Origin of the sequence: Streptomonospora arabica (assembly GCF_039531585.1) — a bacterium.
GTDB lineage: Bacteria > Actinomycetota > Actinomycetes > Streptosporangiales > Streptosporangiaceae > Streptomonospora > Streptomonospora halophila.
In genome coordinates this window covers 22,499-40,825 of the sequence record NZ_BAAAQI010000022.1, presented here as the reverse complement: position 1 = coordinate 40,825, position 18,327 = coordinate 22,499, and the positions used below count along the sequence as shown (strand labels likewise).

The window sequence follows — 18,327 nt, the reverse complement described above, 5'->3', positions numbered from 1 at the left end:
GGCCATGAAGCCGGCTCCGTTCGACTACGTCCGCCCCGCGCGGGTCGAGGACGCGGTGGCCGAGCTTGCCGCCGCCGACGGCGGCGGCAAGGTCATCGCCGGCGGGCAGTCGCTGATGCCGGTCCTGGCGATGCGGCTGGCCCGGCCCGAGACGCTCGTCGACGTCAACGCGATCGCCGAGCTCGCCGACGTCCGCGAGGAGGACGGGGCCCTGCGCATCGGCGCGACGGCGCGCCAGCGCCGGCTGGAGCGGGAGCCGGGCGGCGCGGGCGTCCCGCTGCTGGGCATGGCGCTGCCGTGGGTGGGCCACCGTGAGCTGCGCAGCCGGGGCACGGTGTGCGGCAGCCTCGCCCACGCCGACCCCGCCGCCGAGCTGCCCGCTGTGGCGTGCTGTTTGGACGGCGTGCTGACCCTCGCCGGCCCCGCCGGCGACCGCGACGTGCCCGCCCGCGACTTCTTCACCGGCGCCATGACCACGGCGCTGGGGCACGCCGAGGTGGTGCGCTCGGTACGGCTGCCGCGCGCGGCGCCCGGCGACGGTTTCGGCTTCGCCGAGGTCGCCCGCAGGCACGGCGACTTCGCGCTGGCCGGGGTCGCCGTGCACGTCTCCCGGTCGAGCACCGGCGGCGGCGCCGGAGTCGCCCGGGCGTCGGTCACCGCGTTCGGGGTCTCCGACCGGCCGGTCACGCGCGACGCCGCCGCGCTGCTCGCGACCGCCGACCCCGGCGGGGGCGGCGCGGCCGAGGCCGCAGCGCGGCTGTCCGCGCCCCTGGCCCAACTCGCCGAGGAGGTGGTCGACACCGCGGGCGACGCCCACGGCTCGCCGGGCTACCGCAAGCGCCTCTTCGCCACTCTGGCCGCCCGCGAACTGGTCCGGGCCTACCGCCGCGCCGAGCGCGGCACAGCGGAGGTGAGCACATGAGTAGCGCCGAGTCCCGGCCCGGCGCGGGCGGCCGCGAGGCGGCCGGGCCGCGCCCGGTGCGCGCGGCGGCGCACGACGGCGTCGACGTCGCCATGACCGTCAACGGCACGCCCGTCGAGCTGCACGTGCCCGCCCGCCTGACCCTGCTGGACGCGCTGCGCGAGCGGCTGGGGCTGACCGGCACCCACACCGGCTGCGAGCACGGGGTGTGCGGCATGTGCACGGTACTGGTCGACGGGGACGCCGCGCGCGCCTGCCTGCTGCTGGCCTGCCAGCTCGACGGCGCGGAGGTCGTCACGGTCGAAGGGCTGGGCCGCCCCGACGACCTGCACCCGCTGCAGGCGGCGTTCGGCCGCAACCACGCGCTGCAGTGCGGGTTCTGCACTCCGGGGTTCCTGATGAGCTCCTACGACCTGCTCTCCCACGAGCCCGCCGTCGCCGAGGAGGACCTGCCCGAGCAGCTGTCCGGCGTCCTCTGCCGCTGCACGGGCTACCGCAACATCGTCACCGCGGTCGCCGAGACGGCGCGCGCCTACCCCGGCGGGCCGCCGGCTCCGGGCAACTGCGCCAAGCGCGTGCTGACCGGGCGCGGCGGCCCGGGCGCCGGTGCGCCGGCCGGCGCCGGGGGCGAGCGGGTCCCGGCCGCCGAGGCGGGCGCGGAGGACGTCGCCATCCGGCTGCCCGACGCCGAGCCGACGGTCACCGTCGACCTCACCAGCGAGCTGGCGGTGGACGAGGACCGGCTGTGGCGGGTGCTCGACGACGTGCACACCCTCGCGCGCTGCCTGCCGGGCGCCGAGCTCACCGAGGAGCTGGGGCCCGACCGCTACGCAGGGCGCGCCCGGGTGGCGGTCGGCCCCGTCAAGCTCTCCTTCACCGGCGTCGCGCACGTGCTCGAACGCGACCGCGAGCGCGGCCGCGTGCACGTCGTCGCCCAAGGCCAGGACACCGGCGGCGCCCGCACCCAGGGCGACGTGGTGCTGACCCTCGACCGCGCCGACGGCGGGCTGACTCTGCGCGCCGCCGCCGACGTCTATCTCACCGGCCGCATCGCCCAGTTCGGGCGTGCGCTGGCCGGTGACATAAGCCGCCGCATGTTCGAGCAGTTCGCCGAGTCGCTCGAACAGGCCGCGGCCGCCGGCGCCGCCCCGGTCCGTCCGGGGGCGGCGCCCAGTGCCCTGGGCCTGATGGCCCATGCGCTGCGCCGGCGGGTCCGCGCGTTCTTCGCGCGCATCACCGGGCGCGGCGAGGAAGGAGGAAGGCGATGACTCCCCCCGCAACGGGCGCGCCGCAGCGCCCCGCAGCACGCCGGCGCATCGTGGAGCCGGCACCCCCCGGCCCGCGCGGACCGCGGGCGTTCGTGCGCAACCTGTCGGTGGCCTCCGCCGGCAGCGCCCTGGTGGCCGCGATCTTCGGCTGCACCGGGCCGGCCCTGATCATCATCGACGGCGCGTCCGCCAACGGGCTCAGCCCCGAGCAGACGGCGACGTGGATCTTCGGCGTGTACGTGTTCGGCGGCCTGATCAGCCTGGTCCTGGCGACGTCCTACCGCCAGCCGGTCGTGGGCGCCTACAGCATCCCCGGCGCGGTGCTGGCCGTGGGCGCGCTCGGCAGCCACTCGTTCGCGGAGATGGCCGGAGCCTACGTGGTGGCCGCGCTGCTGGTGCTGGTCCTGGGCCTCAGCGGCGCCGTCCGGCGGGTGATGTCGTGGCTGCCGCTGCCCATCATCATGGCGATGATCGCCGGCGCGCTGATCAACTTCGCGGTCGGGGTGCTCGACGCCGGCCGGGAGGCGCCGTGGATCGTGGCGGCGGCCGTGGCGGGCTTCCTCGTCTCGACCCGCTTTCTGCCCCGCGTGCCGGGCGTGCTCGGCGCCCTGGTCTGCGGAGCCGCAGCGGCCGCCGCCACGGGCGCGTTCGGCGCGCCCGCGACGGAGGTGGCGCTGACGGCGCCGCAGCCGGTGGTGCCCGGGTTCGACGCCGGAGCGGTGCTGGCGGTCTCGGTGCCGCTGGCGGTCCTCATCGTCGGTGCGGAGAACGCCCAGGCCATCGGCGTGCTGATCACCGAGAGGTACCGCCCGCCGATGAACGCGATGACGATCGCCAGCGGCGTCTTCGGGCTGCTGGCCTCACCCTTCGGCGCCCACAGCGCCAACATCGCCGGACCGATGACCGCCATCTGCGCGGCGCCGGGCAGCGGCCCGCGCGCGGGCCGCTACACCGCGGCGGTGGTCAACGGGGTGCTCTTCGCGGCGTTCGGCGTGCTGGCCGGGGCGGCCGTCGGCCTGGTCACCGCGCTGCCGTCCCAGCTGATCTCGGCTGTGGCGGGCCTCGCGATGGTGACGGTGCTGGTGAGCGCCCTGCAGCGGGCGTTCTCCGGCGGACGGTTCCAGATCGGCGCCTTCTTCGCGCTGGTCATCGCGATGAGCGGGGTGACCGCGTTCGGGATCTCCGCGCCGTTCTGGGCGCTGGTCGGCGGCGTGCTCGCGTCCCTGGTGCTGGAGACCGGGCACTTCCGCGGCCGGGACCGGGAGGGCGCACTGGGCGCCGACGAGACGGACGGGCACGAAGGCGCGGAGAGCGCGGACGGCGACGAGGCCGGGGCCGCGGCCCCCGCTTCGCCTGGGAAGCACGGGCGCGACGAGCGCTCCGCGTCCGGCGAGCGGCCGGAGCCCGCTCGCGAGTGACGGCGGAGGGGGCGGGGACCGGCCGGGCCCCGCCCCCGCTCGGCGGGTCCGCCGGCAGGCGGAGCCGTGCGGTCTGGACGCGGCGCCGGAGCCGGGCTCAGCCGCAGGCGGTCCGGCCGCGCTGTGCGCCGGTCAGTCGCACTCGGGGCCCTCGCGCCACAGCCCGTCGGCCGTTCCCTGTTCCAGGTGGCGCGCGTAGGTCGCGACCTTGGCCTCGATGACGCCGAGGGACTCCTGCAGCTGCGCCACCTGGCGGCGGACCTTCGCCTCGTGGCCGCGCAGCAGCGCGAACCGCTCCTGTTCGGTGCCCGGCCCCCGCCGGACCAGCTCGACGTAGCGCCGGATGTCGGGCAGGGACATGCCGGTCTCGCGCAGTCTGACGCAGACCCGCAGCCACTCCACCTCGCGATGGGTGAACATCCGGCGCCCCGCGCTGTCGCGGCGGACCGGATCGACGAACAGGCCCTCCTGCTCGTAGAAGCGGAGCGTGTGCGCGGACAGTCCGGTGCGGGCGCTCACGGTCCCGATGCTGAGCGTCTCCTCGGTGACGGCCATGCCGCCAGCCTACGCGGTTGACTTCGAGTCGACTCGAATTCGTAGCGTCACCGGTACAGCGATCGAAGGGACGCAACGTGACGAAGACATGGTTCATCACGGGTACCTCCTCCGGGTTCGGGCGCCTGCTCACCGAGCGGCTGCTCGCCCGCGGCGACCGGGTCGCCGCGACCGCCCGCAGGCCGGAGGCAGTGCAGGACCTGCGGGCCGAGTACGGCGACCGGTTGTGGAGCGCCCGGCTCGACGTCGAGGACCGGCACCAGGTCCAGCAGGCCGTCGACGAGGCCTTCGCGGCCCTCGGCACGGTCGACGTCGTCGTCAACAACGCGGGCCACGGCGTCTTCGCGTCGGTGGAGGAGGCCTCCGACGAGCAGATCCGCCGCGTCGTCGAGACCAACCTGCTCGGCTCCGTCCGGGTGATCCGCGCCGCGCTGCCGCACCTGCGCAGGCAGGGGCACGGACGCATCCTCCAGGTCTCCACGTCCGGCGGGCAGACGACCTACCCGAACTTCTCCTACTACCACGCCTCGAAGTGGGGCATCGAGGGCTTCTGCGAGACCGTCGCGCAGGAGATCGCGCCCTTCGGCATCGGCCTCACCATCGTCGAGCCGGGAGCCACCCCCACCGGGTTCGGCGGCGCCCTGGCCACGGCGCCGGTGATGCCGGAGTACGACGCGGGGCCCGCGGGCGACACGCGCCGGGCGCTGGCGGAGGGCACCTTCCGGCTCCCCAACGACCCGGAGCGGATCGCCCAGGCCATGATCGACTCGGCCGACGGCGAGACCGCGCCGCTGCGGCTGCCGCTGGGCAGCGACACCTACGCCCACGTACGGGCCTCGCTCACGGCGCGCCTGGCCGAGCTGGACGCCCACCGCGACACCGCGCTCTCGGTGGCGGTCCAGGAGGACCCGGCCGGCATCTGACCGGGTCCGGAGCCAGGCGGACGCCCGCTTGGCTCCGGCGCTCCGCCTGCGCCGCGGCGCAGGGTGCGGGTGCGCCGCGGCGCAGGCGGAGCGCCTCACGCGTCCATCGCGTCCGCGGCATCGGGGGCGTTGGCGGCGTTGGCGGCGGGCGTGCCGCCGGCGTCGGCGGGAGGGCCGGCCTCCCAGCGCAGCAGGTCCCCGGGCTGGCACTCCAGCGCCTCGCAGAGCGCGGCGAGCGTCGCGAAGCGCACCGCCTTGGCCCGGCCGTTCTTGAGTACCGCCAGGTTGGCGGGCGTGATCCCGACGCGCTCCGCCAGCTCGCCCACGGACATCTTCCGCTTGGCCAGCAGCACGTCGATGTCGACGACGATCGGCATCAGATCACCTCGTCGAGCTCGGCCCGCATCCGATCGGCCTCGACGTCGCGTGCGATGGCCTGGGCGAGCAGCATCCGCAGCACGAGCACGATGAGGGCCACGCCCAGGATCGCCACGCCCAACCCGCCCAGCAGCAAGACGACGCCCGGGGCCACGGCCTCGCCCGGCGCCAGCAGGAACCCGAGCGTGAAGACCAGCAGGGCGGCCGCGACGAACGCGCCGATCACGACGTGCACGTAGCGGAATGCGGAGTCGGAGAAGACCGTTCCGCGGCGGACCATCGTCACCAGCCGCCACACGCAGACCAGGACGACCTGGACCGACACGGCCCCCAGGACCACGATCACCAGGAGCGGTATCCGCAGGTAGGCGTACTCCGCAGCAAGCCCCTGCAGATCGGCGGCCAGCAGCGGCACCATCACCGCCTCGAAGAACACCGAGCCCGCGAGCAGCGCTGCGAGCACGGCGCGCAGCGCAAGCACCGTCAGTTTTCCCATCACCCCTCCTTCAATCGACTTACGATAATAACCTATCGAAACTCGATAGACACGGCAACCGGTCGAGGCGGTCTGCACGACGGCTCGCGCGCGTGGCGACCACAGCTCGGCCGGCCGCCAGGCGGCCGGGCCGGTGCTGGAAGATCGGGGTTCGTCCGCACGCGGATCACTCCGCGCCCGCGGTGAAGCCGGTGCGGCATGAGCCGCCGGAGCGTGCGGGCGTCCTCGGCGCCGGCGTGCACCCTGGAGTCGCCGGCGCCGGTGAGGTGCCAGGGGTCGCGCGCGTCTCCGGCAGCGCGGCGCTTGCTCGGCGAAGGGTCGGCGAGGGCGCTGCGCCAGGTTGGACGCGGACGTGGAGGGGTGGAGGAACGCGCGGAGCCGCAGGCCCGGCTGGGCCTGCGGTGCAGCCGGCGCGGCGCGCGGCCGCCGGGGCGGTCCCGCCGCACGGCGGCCGCGCGGGCGGGGCGCGCCCGCGCGGCCGCCCGGCCCTCAGACGCCGGTGATCTCGTTGAGGGCCTCCGGCAGTGCGGCCTCCGTGCGCACCTGTCCGGATCCGAGGTCGACGGCGTAGAGCCGCTTCTCACCCGGGTCGGTCACGTAGGCCGTGGCGCCGCGCACGAACAGTGTGGGGCGCGGCTGCTGCCACTCCAGGGGCTCCCGCCACTCCCCGATGACCGGGAAGGAGTCGGTGACCTCGGCGGCCGCGGGGTCGATCACGTGGACCGCGCCGTCGGTGCCCAGGACCAGCGCCTCGCCGTCGGGCCCCCGGCCCAGGGAGCGGAAGCTGTAGCTGGTGCCCAGGTCGACGAGCTCCAGCGTGGGCTCGGCGGTGTCGAGGACGGACACCCGCTCGGGGCGCTCCAGCTCGGCTTCGGGGTCGGTCTTGTAGTCGCCCAGCACGTAGCGGGAGTCCTCGTGCCCGGCCTGGTTTCCGATGCGGCCGTAGTCGTCCGGGCTGTCGATCTTGGTGAACCCGCCGCCGGAGTAGACCAGCGCCCCGTCCTCGCAGCCGAACAGCAGGGCCCCGCCGCGGGCGGTCTCCTCGCCGTGCACACCGGGGCACCTCTCGTTGCGGGCGGTCTCCTCGCCGTCGGCGTCGAGGATGCGGACGCCGGTGCGCTCCTCCTCGTCCCCGATGGTCGTCGCCAGGCCGCCGCCCTCCAGCGCGACCGCGACCCCGTGGTGGGCGTGCTCGGTGGTGTGGGTCTCGGCCTCGGGCAGCCCCTCCCCCAGCTCGCCGGGGTCGAAGGAGGTAACCTCGCCGGAGCCGTCGGCGAACAGGACCGTCTTCCCGGCGTGGCGCACGACGTGGCCGGGCTTGGACGCCTCGAACTCGGCGTCGGTCAGCTCGGCGCCCGCGGCGTCGAGGACGCGGAAGCCCGATGACGTCGACACGAGCACGTGCCGCCCGTCGCCCGCCGGGTTGAGCCGGTTGAACCCGTCCAGCCGGAGGTCCTCGACGACCTCCAGCGTCGTGCCGTCGATCACGTAGACGCCGCCGTCGTAGGTGGCGACGAGGGCGTCGTCCACCTTCGCGGCCGTGTTGGCGGCCTCCTCGGCGCCGCCGTCCGGTCCTGCGGCCTGGCCGCACGCGGTCGCGGCCAGGCCGAGGGCCGCCACGGCGGCCGGTACCGACAGCGCGGCGCGTGATCGGCGCCGCCGCGGTCGGCGGAGTTCGTCTCGCATGGGTGCCTTCCGTTTCTCTTAGGGGACGGGGGCCGCTGGGGCCGCCCTTTCGTGCGGGGGGTGCGGGGGCGGAGTCGCCGGGGTCCGAGCGGCTGCGGGCCGCTCAGCCGGTGAGGGCGTCGGCGATGTCGTCGGTGTTGCTGCGCGCCATCTGCAGGTAGGTCGCGGCTCCACCGCCCTCGGCGGTGAGGGACTCGGAGTACAGCGGCACCACCGCGACGTCGACTCCGGCCTCATCGGCCATCACCCGGGCCAGGCGGTCGGGTCTGGAGGAGTCGGCGAAGACCGCGGGCACGCCGGCCGCGCGGACCGCGTCGGCCAGGGACTTCAGATCGGAGCTGCTCGGCGAGGCCAGCGTGGTGCCGCTGGGGACGACCGCGCCGACGACCTCGAAGCCGTACCGCTGGGCCAGGTAGCCGAAGACGTGGTGGTCGGTGACGAGCTTGCGCCGCTCCGGCGGGATCTCCGAGAAGCGCTCCTTCGCCCGCTCGTGCAGCCGGTCGACCCGCCCGCGGTAGTCCTCGGCGTTGGCGCGCACCGCATCGGCGTCGACGCCGTCGACGCTGTCGACCACCTCGTCGGCGATGAGGCCGGCAGCCCTCTCGACGCGGACCGGGTCGGTCCAGAAGTGCGGGTCGGGCTCGCCGGCGGTGTCGCCGCCGGAGAAGCCGATCGGGTCGACCCCCTCGGCGACGGCGAGGGACGGGGCGCCCGCCTCCTCGGCCGCCTCGACGTTGCGCAGCACGCCCTCCTCCAAGCCGAGGCCGTTGTAGACGACGAGCTCGGCGTCCTGGAGCTCGGCGGCCTGCCGCGCGGAGACGCCGAAGGAGTGCGGATCGGCGTTGGGGCCCATCAGGACGGTGACCTCGGCCTGGTCGCCGACGACGTTGCGCACGACGTCGCCGAGGATGTTGGTGGTGACGACGATGCCGGAGCGCTGCGCGCCGAACGCCGCGCACCCGGAGAGGGCGGCCGGTGCGAGCACGAGCAGCAGCGCCGGCAGCACGGCGGCCGCGCGCCGTGCGGGGCGGCGGGTCCGGTGCCGCCGGCCCGCGCGCGCTGGGACCGGGAGCCGCGGCTTCGCGGGCGTCGCGCTCACCATCCCGTCTCCACCATCAGGTCGGGGCTGAACGCGAGGTCGAAGGTGCGCGCCAGGCGCAGGTCGTCGTTGTAGTCGACCTCGTAGACCGCGTCGGCCGCGGGGTCGTTGACGTAGGCGCGGGCGGTGTCGACCGTGAGGGACGGAGCCGGGGAGGCGCCCGCGGTCTCGGCGTCCATGAGGCGGTTTTGCGCGGTCCTCTCGCCGGTCGCGGGGTCGTAGGCGCTCAGCCGCCCGTCCTCGCCCAGGACCAGGACCGGCATCTGCTCGCCCGCCGCGCTCACAGCGGCGGCGGGGCCGGTGTCGAGCAGGGTCCACTCCCCCGCCGCGACGTCGAGCACCCACACGCCGCCGTCGCCCGCCGCCCCCGCGAGCACCGGGGCTCCCGGTCGGTGGTGGAACGAGCGGACGGGGTCGGCCCCCTCGTCGGGGTAGGCGATCTTCTCGGCCTTCAGGGAGCCGCCCTCGCCGGTCACGACCAGGGCGCCGTCGGAGCAGCCGATGACCGCGCCGCGCCGGGTGACCGCCTGGCCGCGCGGGTCGGGGCAGTCCTCGGCGATTGCGGCCGCGGCGGACGCGCCGGAGCGGTCGAAGACGCGCACGGAGCCGTCCCGGCCGGCCACCACCAGCCGCTCGCCGTAGGGCAGGGCCGCCGCGCCGCCGAGGTCGGCGGCGGTGCGGACGACCTCGCCGTCCGCCAAGGCCGCGCGGTCGAGGAAGCGGATCCCGGCGTCGGAGACGAGGGCGCTGACGGCCTTGTCCGCCGCGGCCCGCAGGCCGCTGCCGGTCGCGACCTCGCCGAGGACCGCGGGCTCGGCGGTGTAGTAGTGCACGTGGTCGCCGTGGTCGACGGTCCAGGCCCCGCTGTCCAGGACGGTGGTCGAGCCGCCGGAGGAGAAGTAGGCGAAGCGGCCGTCGGTCGCGGCCTCCTCGGCTCCCGCCGCCTCGCCGACCCGGGCGGCCTTCTCGGTCGCGGGGTCGAGAGTGTGCAGGGAGCCGGCCGCGGTGTCGGCCAGGACCAGCCGCCACTGCGGCTCCGCGGCCTCGCGGGCGCCCTCGACGTGGCCGTGCGGCGCGGACTCCTCCCCGCCGGACGGTTCGGCCGCGCCACCGCCGCATCCCGCGGCCATGAGCCCGCCGGCGGCCAGGGCCAGGGCCGCTCCGGCTCTGCTTCCCATCATCGTGTGCACTCGTACTCCTGTTCGGGGATGGTTCGGGGACCTGCCGGTTCGGGGGGCTGCTCAGGGGGCGGGCCGAAGGGGGGCGGCGCGGCTCCGGGACGCAGGTCGCGCAGGCGCGCCGCCAGGGCGGAGAGGAAGAACACGACCACGGCGACCGCCGCGATGGTCGCGCCGGCCGCGGTTCCCAGGTGCCAGGAGACGAGCAGGCCGGCGAAGGTCGCCGCCGATCCGATGAGGGCGGCGCCGAGCATCACCACGGGGATCCGCCGCGCCCACAGCGCCATCGCCGCGGGAGGCGCGATCAGCAGTCCGAAGACCAGCAGCGTGCCCACGACGTGGAAGGACGCCACGATCGCGAGGGTGACCAGGCCGAGCGTCGCCGCATGGGCCAGGCGCGGGCGCAGGCCCAGTGTCCGGGCCTTGCGGGGGTCGAACGCCAGGGCGACGAAGGCGCGGTGGCCCAGCAGGGAGACCGCCGCGGCGGCGGCCGCCGCCAGGGCGAGCACGAGGAGGTCGCGGGGGCGCACCGCCAGCACGTCGCCGAAGAGGAACCCGGTGAGGTCGACCGCGAAGGACTGCGAGTAGGACACGATGATCACGCCGAGGGAGAGCATCCCGACGAACAGCAGTCCGATTCCGGTGTCCTGGGATATCCGGGACCAGCGGGTCACGGCGGCGACGCCCAGGGCCATCGCGACGGCGCTGGCCGCAGCGCCGAGGAACAGGCTGCCGCCCAGCAGGGAGGCCAGCGCCACCCCGGGCAGCATGCCGTGCGACATCGCGTCGCCGAGGAACGCCATGCCGCGCAGCACCACCCAGGTCCCGGCGAGCGCGCAGGCGCTCGCGACCAGGAGTCCCGCCAGCAGCGCCCGTGCGACGAATGACACCGCGAACGGTTCGGTCAACCAGTCCATGCGACGACCGTACAATGAAAATGATTATCAATGTCAATAGGGAGGCAACGTGCAGCACAGCACACACGCCGCCGTCGCGCTGCGCGCGGTCTGCGCCGCTTACGGCCCCACCACCGTCCTCCGGGAGGTGACCGCCGCCGTGCCCGCGCGCCGCGTGACGGCGCTGCTGGGAGCCAACGGGTCGGGCAAGTCGACGCTGCTGGGCGTCGTCGCGGGGGTGCACGCCCCCGCCTCCGGCGCGGTCGAGCGGTTCCACACCGAGCGGCCGGCCCTGGTGGTGCAGCACAGCGCGGTCCCCGACTCCCTGCCCGTGACCGTGCGGGAGGCCGTGGCCATGGGGCGGTGGGCGCACCGGGGCCTGTGGCGGCGGCTCACCGCAGCGGACCGGGCGATCGTCGCGGACTGCATGGAGCGGCTGGGCATCGCCGACCTGGCGGCGCGTCCGCTGGGCTCCCTCTCGGGCGGCCAGCGGCAGCGCACCCTGCTCGCCCAGGGACTGGCGCAGCGCTCCGACCTGCTACTCCTCGACGAGCCCGCCACCGGCCTGGACGCGGCGACCCAGGAGGCGATACCCGCCATCCTGGAGGACCTGTGCGCCGACGGGGTGACCGTCCTGCACGCCACCCACGACCCGCAGGCCGCGCGCAGGGCCGACCACCGCCTCCACCTGCGCGAAGGCCGCCTTGCCCCCGAGGCCCCCGAGCGGGAGCACCGCGCGAGCGCGGACCGGGGGGCGGCGGTGTAGCCGACGCGGGCCGTGCAGACCCGTTGTGCGGCGGTCCCGGGTTGCCTAGGCTCAGGGTGCCCGGTCGCGCGGGGCGCCCGCCGGATCGACCGACCGGATCGACCGAGCGGGACGGCTCCGGGGCCTGCGCCGTCGGAGGGAGAGCGCCGTGCTGTTTCCCGCCTCGCTGGTCGGGAGCTACCCGCAGCCGGACTGGCTGATCGACCGCGACAAGCTGAAAGGGCGGTTCCCGCCGCGGGTGCGGGCGCGCGAGCTGTGGCGCGTCGACGAGGACCTGCGCGAGGAGGCCTTCCGCGACGCGACCGTGCTCGCCGTGCACGACCAGCACGCCGCGGGACTGGACATCGTCACCGACGGCGAGGTGCGGCGCGAAAGTTACTCCAACCACTTCGCGACCCTGCTGGCGGGAGTGGACGTGGACCGACCCGGCACAGCGCTGGACCGCAGCGGCGAACCCACCTCCGTACCGCGGGTGGTGGGGCCGATCCGCCGCGGCGCGGGACGGGCCGCGAAGGACACCGCCTACCTGCGCGGAGTCACCGACCGAAAGATCAAGATCACCGTCCCGGGCCCGTTCACGATGGCCCAGCAGGCACAGAACGACCACTACGCCGACACCCGCGCGATGGCGATGGACTACGCCGCGGCGGTCAACGAGGAGCTGCACGAGGCGTTCGCCGCCGGGGCCGACATCGTCCAGCTCGACGAGCCCTACCTGCAGGCGCGCGCCGAGGCGGCGCGGGAGTACGGCATCGAGGCGCTCGACCGGGCGCTGCGCGGCGCCCCGGGCACCACGGCGGTGCACATCTGCTTCGGCTACGCGGCGATCATCCACGAGCGCCCCGAGGCCTACTCCTTCCTTCCCGAACTCGCCGACTGCCCGGTGGACCAGGTCTCGATCGAGACCGCCCAGTCCGGGCTGGACTGCTCCGTGCTGCGGCGGCTGCCGGACAAGACCGTCGTCCTCGGGGTCCTCGACCTGTCGACCCCGGAGGTGGAACCACCCCGGACCGTGGTCGAGCGCGCCGAACGGGCCCTGGACCACGTGTCACCGGAGCGGCTCGTGCTCGCCCCCGACTGCGGCATGAAGTACCTGCCGCGCGAGTCGGCCCTGGGCAAGCTCCGCTCCCTCACCGCGGCGGCCGCGGAGCTGCGCCGGCGCCACTGACCCCGGCTCCTTCGCGCGGCGGCGCCCTCGGGGGCCGGCGCGGCGCTCGCCCGCCGGTTCGCCGCGGGCCGCACCGGCCCGGTCGCCTGTCGCGCCGGCAGGGCGGACATCGCCTCACGATGGCCGTTCCGGACCGCGATGAGGATGCGCACGTGCGAACACAAGGCGAGCAATGGCGCGACATCCTGCGAGGGGCGGCTCGGTGTGAAACCCGGCGACCATGGCTTCGTCGTGGGCGCCGACGAAGCGACCGGGGCCGACCGCCGGATCCCGCACGGGTTCGGCGCAACAGGACGCGGACCCGTCGCGGTCCCCGGCGTCTTCGGCACGTCCGGCGAACGCGTCCACCTACCTACCCCGCAGGGCTGAGCCGGCGGCAGGACCCGTGGCGTGCGTGGGTTCACCGGTTCGCGGCGGTCCCGCACCCCGGAGCCCCGGGGTGCGGGACCGGGTTCGGCTTCCCGAGCACGGCCGGGCCCACTGCGCAGCGGGGGCCGCCGGCCGGGCGAGGCTCAGCGTGTGCCGGGAGTGGGCTCCGGGTCGTGGGGCGGCGGCGCGGCGGGGGTTGCGCGGAACACCGGGAACAGGGGCGCCACCCGCGCGAACTCCGCCTCCGGCGCATCGGCCGCGACCGGCACGTGCACGCGGGCGTTGGGCGCCCGCTTCAGGTAGGCCCGCAGCACCGCGGCGCGGTGCTCGGGCGCGACCTCGTCGAGGCACACCTCCTCCCGGCGGCCGTGGCGCAGCACCGCGGCACCGCCCGCCGCTCGCACGTTGCGCACCCAGTTCGACCCCTCGCCGAGCATCGACACCAGGTGGCGCTCGCCGCCGACCACGGCCATGACGAGCGGCGTCGCGACGGTCCGGCCCGTGCGCCTCCCGGCCACCTCAAGGACGACCAGGCGGTTCGGGGCGATACCGAGCGCGTAAAGCCTCCCCGTCCACCGGTCGATGGCGCGCGCCGCGCGGTTGGGCCGCCCGCCGCGGTAGAACCACCTCTTCAGGCTCGCCGCCATACCCGCCTCCCCCTCTTAGAACACTGTACATGTACTTAGTACGATACGGAGGCTAGACTGTACGCTGTACGATCGTCAATCGATGGCTCAGCGCAGGCGCACGGACGCAGCGGACAGGGCGACCCTCACCCCGGGCGCGGTCGCCGAGGGGGCGCTCGCGCTCGCCGATTCGGCGGGGCTTGAGGCCGTCACGATCCGCCGGCTGGCGCACGAGCTCGGCGTCACGCCGATGGCGCTCTACTGGCACTTCCGCAGCAAGGACGAGCTGCTGGACGGCATGGCCGACCGGCTGCACGAGAAGATCGACGCGGAGGTGCGGCGGCCCGCCGGCGCGTGGCGGCCGCGGCTGCGGGCGCTGCTGGAGTCCATGGTCGCCGTGCTGCGCACCCACCCCCGCGCCGCTCCCCTCGTGGCGAGCCGCAGAACGACCTCCGAAAGCGGCCTGCGCACCACCGAGGCGATGCTCGGCGACCTCAGGGAGGCGGGGTTCTCGCCCACCGAGGCGACACAGGTCGCCCGGCACGCGCTGAGCACCGTCACCGACCTCGTCGTGCGGGCGCGCGAAGGGGCCGCCCCCGACGAGCCCGGCGAGACGGACGAGCGCCGGCGCGTCCGCGGCTTCCTGGAGTCGCTTCCGCCCGCGCGCTACCCGCGCCTCGTGGAGGCCGCCGCCCCCTTGAGCGCGTGCGACGACCCCAACTCCCATTACGCCTTCGGCCTCGACCTGCTCATGTCCGGCGTCGAGGCGATGGCGGAACGGCGCAGCCGAAGCGGCGGCGCGTAGACGCCCCCACCGCTGCCGGGGCGGCTGCTGTCCGAGCCTCCGTTCCCGGCGGTGCCGAGGCGTCCCCGCGGTGGGGCCGCCCGGGCGAACGCAGGCCGCCCGCCGGGCACCGGCTCCTGCCCGGTGCCCGGCGGGCGGGGTCCACGGGGATCAGTCCTGCGGCGTGAGGCGCATGACGGTGACCGAGTGCGCCGGGAAGGTGTGGATGAACGAGGAGTCCGCTCCCTCGATCGTGGAGGTCTCCGGGCTGACGGGGCGGTCGTCCGCCGTGTTCTCCGCGGCCGGGTCGGCCGAGAGGACGGTCAGCTCGGCGGTCGGCTCCACCCGGGCGCCGCCCAGGTCGATCGAGGTGCGGGCCGCCTCGCCCTGTGCGTTGACGACCTTGACGATCAGCTCGCCGGTCCGCTCGTCGCGGGTGACGACCTGGCGGAACGGTTCCGGTGTCGGCGCGGTGAAGCCGCCCCACTTCTCACCGTCGAGGTAGAGGGTGGCGTCGCGCCCGCGCACCTCGACGCGGATGTCGTAGGCGCGCCCGGCCTCGATGGTGGTGTCGTCGGAGACGACCAGGCTCTTCGCGCCGCCGGAGGTGCGCTCGACCGCGGACTGGGTGTTGTTCCACCCGCCGAGGTTCCACCAGTAGTAGTCGTCGGTGCCCCGCACGCCGAACCCGATGAGGAAGCCCTCGGCGCCCTCGCGCTTGGTCGCGGTCACCTCCAGGTCGTAGTCCGTCCAGCCGGAGTCCCCTGCGGTGACCATCGTGTTCTCGCCGGTCGTCTCGGTCTGGACGTAGGCGCCGTTCTCGACGGCCCAGGTCCCGGCGCCGGTGATGTGGGTCCACCCGTCCGCGCCGGACGAGAAGTCGTCGCTGAGCAGCGTCTCGCCCTCGGCGGAGGTCACCCGGACGTCGTCGTACTCGGCACTGGTGTTCCAGGTGGACAGCCCCACGGCGCCGGTGATCGGGCCGGCGGCGCCGGGTGTGCCGGTCGCGGTGCTGGGCACCACGCTGTCGCCGGTGTTGGCGGAGAACAGCCGCTGCACCTCGTAGTTGGCCGAGCCCCACGTGGTGCTGTTGTCGAACCAGATCATGTCGGGGGTCCACTGGGTGTCCCACGCGGCCGCCAGCAGCGGGGCGTAGGAGGCCATCTCGACCACGTCGGCGTTGCGCTCCAGCCCGGTCATGTAGGCGGCCTCGGCCAGGGCGTTGGAGAACCGGTTGCCCTGCGAGGCGAACTCGCCCAGGTAGACCTTGGGGCCTTCGCGGTCGTAGGAGTCGTAGCGCTCGTTGTTGGACAGGAACCACTCGGGCGAGTTGTAGTAGTGCTCGTCGACCAGCTCCACGTCGTGCTGCCGGTTCAGCTCCCAGGCCCGCTCGAAGACGGTGCCGCCCGAGGCCGGTCCGGAGTTGCCGATCACCGTGATTCCGGGGTACTCGGCCTCGATCGCCCCGCGGAACTTCGCGAACCGCTCGAAGAAGGCGTCGGGCAGGTTCTCCTCGTTGCCGACCTGCACGTGGGTCAGGCCGAAGGGCTCGGGGTGTCCCATCTCGGCGCGCAGCGAGCCCCACGCGGAGTCGGCGGGCCCGTTGGCGAACTCGATCAGGTCCAGGGTGTCCTGGATGTGGCGCTGCAGCAGCTCCGGGGCGTCGGTGGCCCGGTTCTCGCCGCAGCCGGTGACCATGGCCGGCACGACCGGCAGCGGCATCGCGCCGAGGTCCTCGGCGAACTGGAAGTACTCGTAGTACCCCAGGCCGTAGGACTGGTTGTAGCCCCAGAAGTTGTGGTTGGCGGCGCGCTCCTCGACCGGGCCGACGGTGTCCTTCCACTGGTAGGACCGCTCCCGCGGCCAGTCGGGGCCCTCGTAGGCCTCGTGGCTGCCGGTGTTGACCAGGCAGCCCCCGGGGAAGCGCACGAAGCCGGGGTCGAGTGCGGCGATCTTCTGCGCGATGTCCTCGCGCAGGCCGTTCTCGCGGCCCTTGAAGGTGTCGCGCGGGAACAGCGAGACCATGTCCAGGCTGAGCGACCCGCCGCCGCTTCCGGTGACGGCGAGCCGGCCGGTGGTGCTGGAGGAGGAGGCGGTCAGCGTTCCGGAGTAGCGGGCCCAGCCGCGCTCGTCGGCGTCGAGCGTGAGCGGCTCGGCCAGCGGCTCGCCCTGCGCGTCGCGGAGCCGGACCCTCAGCGGTGTCGCACCCCTTCCGGGGGCCTTGGCCCACACGGAGAAGTCGTACCTCTTTCCTTCGGAGACGGTGATTCCGGTGGAATACCCGCTGTTCACCACGCCGTATTCGCCGCCGTCCGCGGGAAGCGCGAGCCGCAGGTAGTTGCGGTTCCGCTCGTGCAGCCGGCCGTCGTCGTTCACGACTTTCGCGTTTCCTGCGGCGTTTCCGGTGGCGACCTCCTCCCAGGAGGTCATCGGGGTGTAGTTCTCGTTGTCGGCGGTGCTGTATTCGAACGAGCGGTTCTGCACGAGCTCGGCATACAGGCCGCCGTCGGCGGCGTGGTTGATGTCCTCCAGGAAGATGCCGTACATCCGGTCGCTGATCTGCGGGCCGGCGGCTGCGGTGTCGACGTCGATGCCGTACTCGGTCGCGGCCGATGCGGGCGCCGCCGCCGGGACGGCGCACAGTACGCCGGCGAGCAGCGCACTCGTGGCGGCCGCCGTTCTCCTTCGGTTGGCTCGCAAGTCTCCTCCGATGGGGGGTGTACCGCCGGCCGAAGCGGGCCGGCGGGTGCGGGGGTCGGTCGGGGGCCCAGAGCAGGGAGCGGTCGCCGCGGGCGCACACCGCGCCGCCGAGAACAGAGCGGACCGCGGTTCGCACGCCGCGTATCCGGTTTTCCGCGCAGGTGTTCCGGAAGAGGAGGTAGAAGGAAAGGGGTCCGGGAATGGTCGGTCAGCGTCGAACCGGGAAATCCCGGGGAAACTGGCGCGCACGGTCGGAGAGCGGCCGCACGCGTCCCGCGGCAGGCCGGCCCCGATTTATCCATCTGAATGTTAGCGCTAACATTCTTTGTCGCAACGGAGAAAGTTCATCTAGCGGAAATAGTGTTCTAGATAGTGCCCCGGTGACACGCGGGTGTCAAGGGGTGTTCGCTCGGTGACCGCACTCGACAGGGCGGAACCGGCCGGCGCAGCGCGCCCGGGACCCGGCCGCGAAACCCGGCGGGCAGGCCGGGGACCGAAACCCCGGCCCCGCCGTGGGGGCGGACTCGTACGGACCGCTTCCGCCCCCGCCACCGCGGAGCCGAGGAGCCGCGCCGCGCAGCGACACGACCCGGGCGGGGTCGAGGCCGTCTCGTCGGACCCGGCGTTGAGGGCCGCGCGACCGACCCGTCGGATCGGCGGTGGCCGGGCCCCGCCCGTCAGCGCGGTCTTCCCTTCGCAAGAGGCGTGCACGCAGCGATGGACGGCGTCCCAGGTGCTGGGCATGAGCAACGGCGAGACCCGGCTTGCGCCGCGATCCCCGGGAGCGGACAGGTGATCACCGACACAGGGGAAGTCCCGCGATTTACGTTGCGCTTCGGTGCACGACGTTCGGTTGCGCTCTCTCCAGACGGGTCCGGCGACTTCCTTCTTCAGTACACGGGACTGAATGAGATCCGTGATTTCGGCTGGCACACGTCCAGCTGCAGCGGCGCCCGCGGTGGCAACTGCGTCGAGGTGGCCGACGCCGGACGCCGAGTGCACCTTGGCGACACCCGGCACCGGGAGCTCGGCCGCCTGTCCTTCCCCCGCCGACTCCTGGCACGCCTTCATAGCCGCCCTCAAGGCCGACCGGCT

16 protein-coding genes and 1 pseudogene are annotated in these 18,327 nt (G+C 74.5%); 8 read left to right on the top strand and 9 right to left on the bottom strand.

Features of this window, described 5'->3' with window-relative positions; translation table 11 throughout:
- The first annotated feature begins 4 nt into the window (after window positions 1-4).
- From ABD284_RS23475 to ABD284_RS23465, 3 genes are read left to right on the top strand one after another with little or no spacing between them, the layout of a single operon-like run.
- Window positions 5-922, top strand: coding sequence for an FAD binding domain-containing protein (locus tag ABD284_RS23475; RefSeq protein ID WP_344147772.1), 918 nt, complete (start codon window positions 5-7; stop codon window positions 920-922).
- On the top strand, window positions 919-2,190 hold the full coding sequence (locus ABD284_RS23470; RefSeq protein ID WP_344147769.1) for a 2Fe-2S iron-sulfur cluster-binding protein: 1,272 nt from the start codon (window positions 919-921) through the stop codon (window positions 2,188-2,190). Before ABD284_RS23475 ends, ABD284_RS23470 begins: the two co-directional genes overlap by 4 nt.
- A complete protein-coding gene (locus tag ABD284_RS23465; protein WP_344147767.1) occupies window positions 2,187-3,608 on the top strand; it encodes a benzoate/H(+) symporter BenE family transporter in 1,422 nt (473 codons plus the stop codon). The genes ABD284_RS23470 and ABD284_RS23465 overlap by 4 nt, the downstream gene beginning before the upstream one ends.
- 132 nt (window positions 3,609-3,740) lie before the next feature.
- On the opposite strand, the gene ABD284_RS23460 is transcribed toward ABD284_RS23465, so the two are convergent.
- Window positions 3,741-4,163: a MerR family transcriptional regulator gene (locus ABD284_RS23460; RefSeq protein ID WP_344147765.1), complete on the bottom strand. Its 423-nt coding sequence runs from the start codon at window positions 4,161-4,163 to the stop codon at window positions 3,741-3,743.
- Between the two features lie 77 nt (window positions 4,164-4,240).
- Here ABD284_RS23460 and ABD284_RS23455 point away from each other — a divergent pair, with 77 nt between their 5' ends.
- Entirely contained in the window at window positions 4,241-5,086 is an 846-nt protein-coding gene (locus ABD284_RS23455) for an SDR family oxidoreductase (RefSeq protein WP_344147762.1), read from the top strand.
- Window positions 5,087-5,181: 95 nt separating this feature from the next.
- On the opposite strand, the gene ABD284_RS23450 is transcribed toward ABD284_RS23455, so the two are convergent.
- From ABD284_RS23450 to aztB, 6 genes are all read right to left on the bottom strand, one after another.
- Complete coding sequence (locus ABD284_RS23450; RefSeq protein ID WP_344147759.1) at window positions 5,182-5,463, bottom strand: helix-turn-helix domain-containing protein; 282 nt, start codon at window positions 5,461-5,463, stop codon at window positions 5,182-5,184.
- Window positions 5,463-5,960: a DUF2975 domain-containing protein gene (locus ABD284_RS23445; RefSeq protein WP_344147756.1), complete on the bottom strand. Its 498-nt coding sequence runs from the start codon at window positions 5,958-5,960 to the stop codon at window positions 5,463-5,465. Before ABD284_RS23445 ends, ABD284_RS23450 begins: the two co-directional genes overlap by 1 nt.
- A gap of 489 nt (window positions 5,961-6,449) precedes the next feature.
- Window positions 6,450-7,646 carry a zinc metallochaperone AztD gene (gene aztD / locus ABD284_RS23440; RefSeq protein WP_344147753.1) on the bottom strand — a complete coding sequence of 399 codons (1,197 nt, stop codon included), beginning with the start codon at window positions 7,644-7,646 and terminating at the stop codon, window positions 6,450-6,452.
- Window positions 7,647-7,749: 103 nt separating this feature from the next.
- Entirely contained in the window at window positions 7,750-8,652 is a 903-nt protein-coding gene (aztC, locus tag ABD284_RS23435) for a zinc ABC transporter substrate-binding protein AztC (protein ID WP_344147750.1), read from the bottom strand.
- 89 nt (window positions 8,653-8,741) lie between these two features.
- Window positions 8,742-9,926 carry a PQQ-binding-like beta-propeller repeat protein gene (locus ABD284_RS23430; protein WP_344147875.1) on the bottom strand — a complete coding sequence of 395 codons (1,185 nt, stop codon included), beginning with the start codon at window positions 9,924-9,926 and terminating at the stop codon, window positions 8,742-8,744.
- The gene (gene aztB / locus ABD284_RS23425) at window positions 9,923-10,840 is read right to left on the bottom strand and encodes a zinc ABC transporter permease AztB (RefSeq protein ID WP_344147747.1); all 918 of its coding nucleotides are present in this window, start codon (window positions 10,838-10,840) and stop codon (window positions 9,923-9,925) included. Before aztB ends, ABD284_RS23430 begins: the two co-directional genes overlap by 4 nt.
- Before the next feature lie 49 nt (window positions 10,841-10,889).
- Here aztB and aztA point away from each other — a divergent pair, with 49 nt between their 5' ends.
- Both aztA and ABD284_RS23415 read left to right on the top strand, forming a co-directional pair.
- Window positions 10,890-11,585, top strand: coding sequence for a zinc ABC transporter ATP-binding protein AztA (gene aztA, locus ABD284_RS23420; RefSeq protein WP_386699029.1), 696 nt, complete (start codon window positions 10,890-10,892; stop codon window positions 11,583-11,585).
- A 148-nt stretch (window positions 11,586-11,733) separates the two neighbouring features.
- Window positions 11,734-12,753 carry a uroporphyrinogen decarboxylase family protein gene (locus ABD284_RS23415; protein WP_344147744.1) on the top strand — a complete coding sequence of 340 codons (1,020 nt, stop codon included), beginning with the start codon at window positions 11,734-11,736 and terminating at the stop codon, window positions 12,751-12,753.
- Between the two features lie 512 nt (window positions 12,754-13,265).
- Here the strand turns inward: ABD284_RS23415 and ABD284_RS23410 are convergent.
- Window positions 13,266-13,769 carry a nitroreductase/quinone reductase family protein gene (locus ABD284_RS23410; RefSeq protein WP_344147741.1) on the bottom strand — a complete coding sequence of 168 codons (504 nt, stop codon included), beginning with the start codon at window positions 13,767-13,769 and terminating at the stop codon, window positions 13,266-13,268.
- An 82-nt stretch (window positions 13,770-13,851) separates the two neighbouring features.
- On the opposite strand from ABD284_RS23410, the gene ABD284_RS23405 reads away from it, so the two are divergent.
- The gene (locus ABD284_RS23405; RefSeq protein ID WP_344147738.1) at window positions 13,852-14,553 is read left to right on the top strand and encodes a TetR/AcrR family transcriptional regulator C-terminal domain-containing protein; all 702 of its coding nucleotides are present in this window, start codon (window positions 13,852-13,854) and stop codon (window positions 14,551-14,553) included.
- Window positions 14,554-14,703: 150 nt separating this feature from the next.
- Here the strand turns inward: ABD284_RS23405 and ABD284_RS23400 are convergent, their stop codons facing one another.
- The gene (locus ABD284_RS23400) at window positions 14,704-17,232 is read right to left on the bottom strand and encodes an alpha-L-arabinofuranosidase C-terminal domain-containing protein (RefSeq protein ID WP_344147735.1); all 2,529 of its coding nucleotides are present in this window, start codon (window positions 17,230-17,232) and stop codon (window positions 14,704-14,706) included.
- A gap of 717 nt (window positions 17,233-17,949) precedes the next feature.
- Between ABD284_RS23400 and ABD284_RS23395 the strand changes: the two are divergent.
- Window positions 17,950-18,276, top strand: a pseudogene (locus tag ABD284_RS23395) (DUF397 domain-containing protein); the annotation flags it as partial.
- Window positions 18,277-18,327 lie beyond the last annotated feature (51 nt).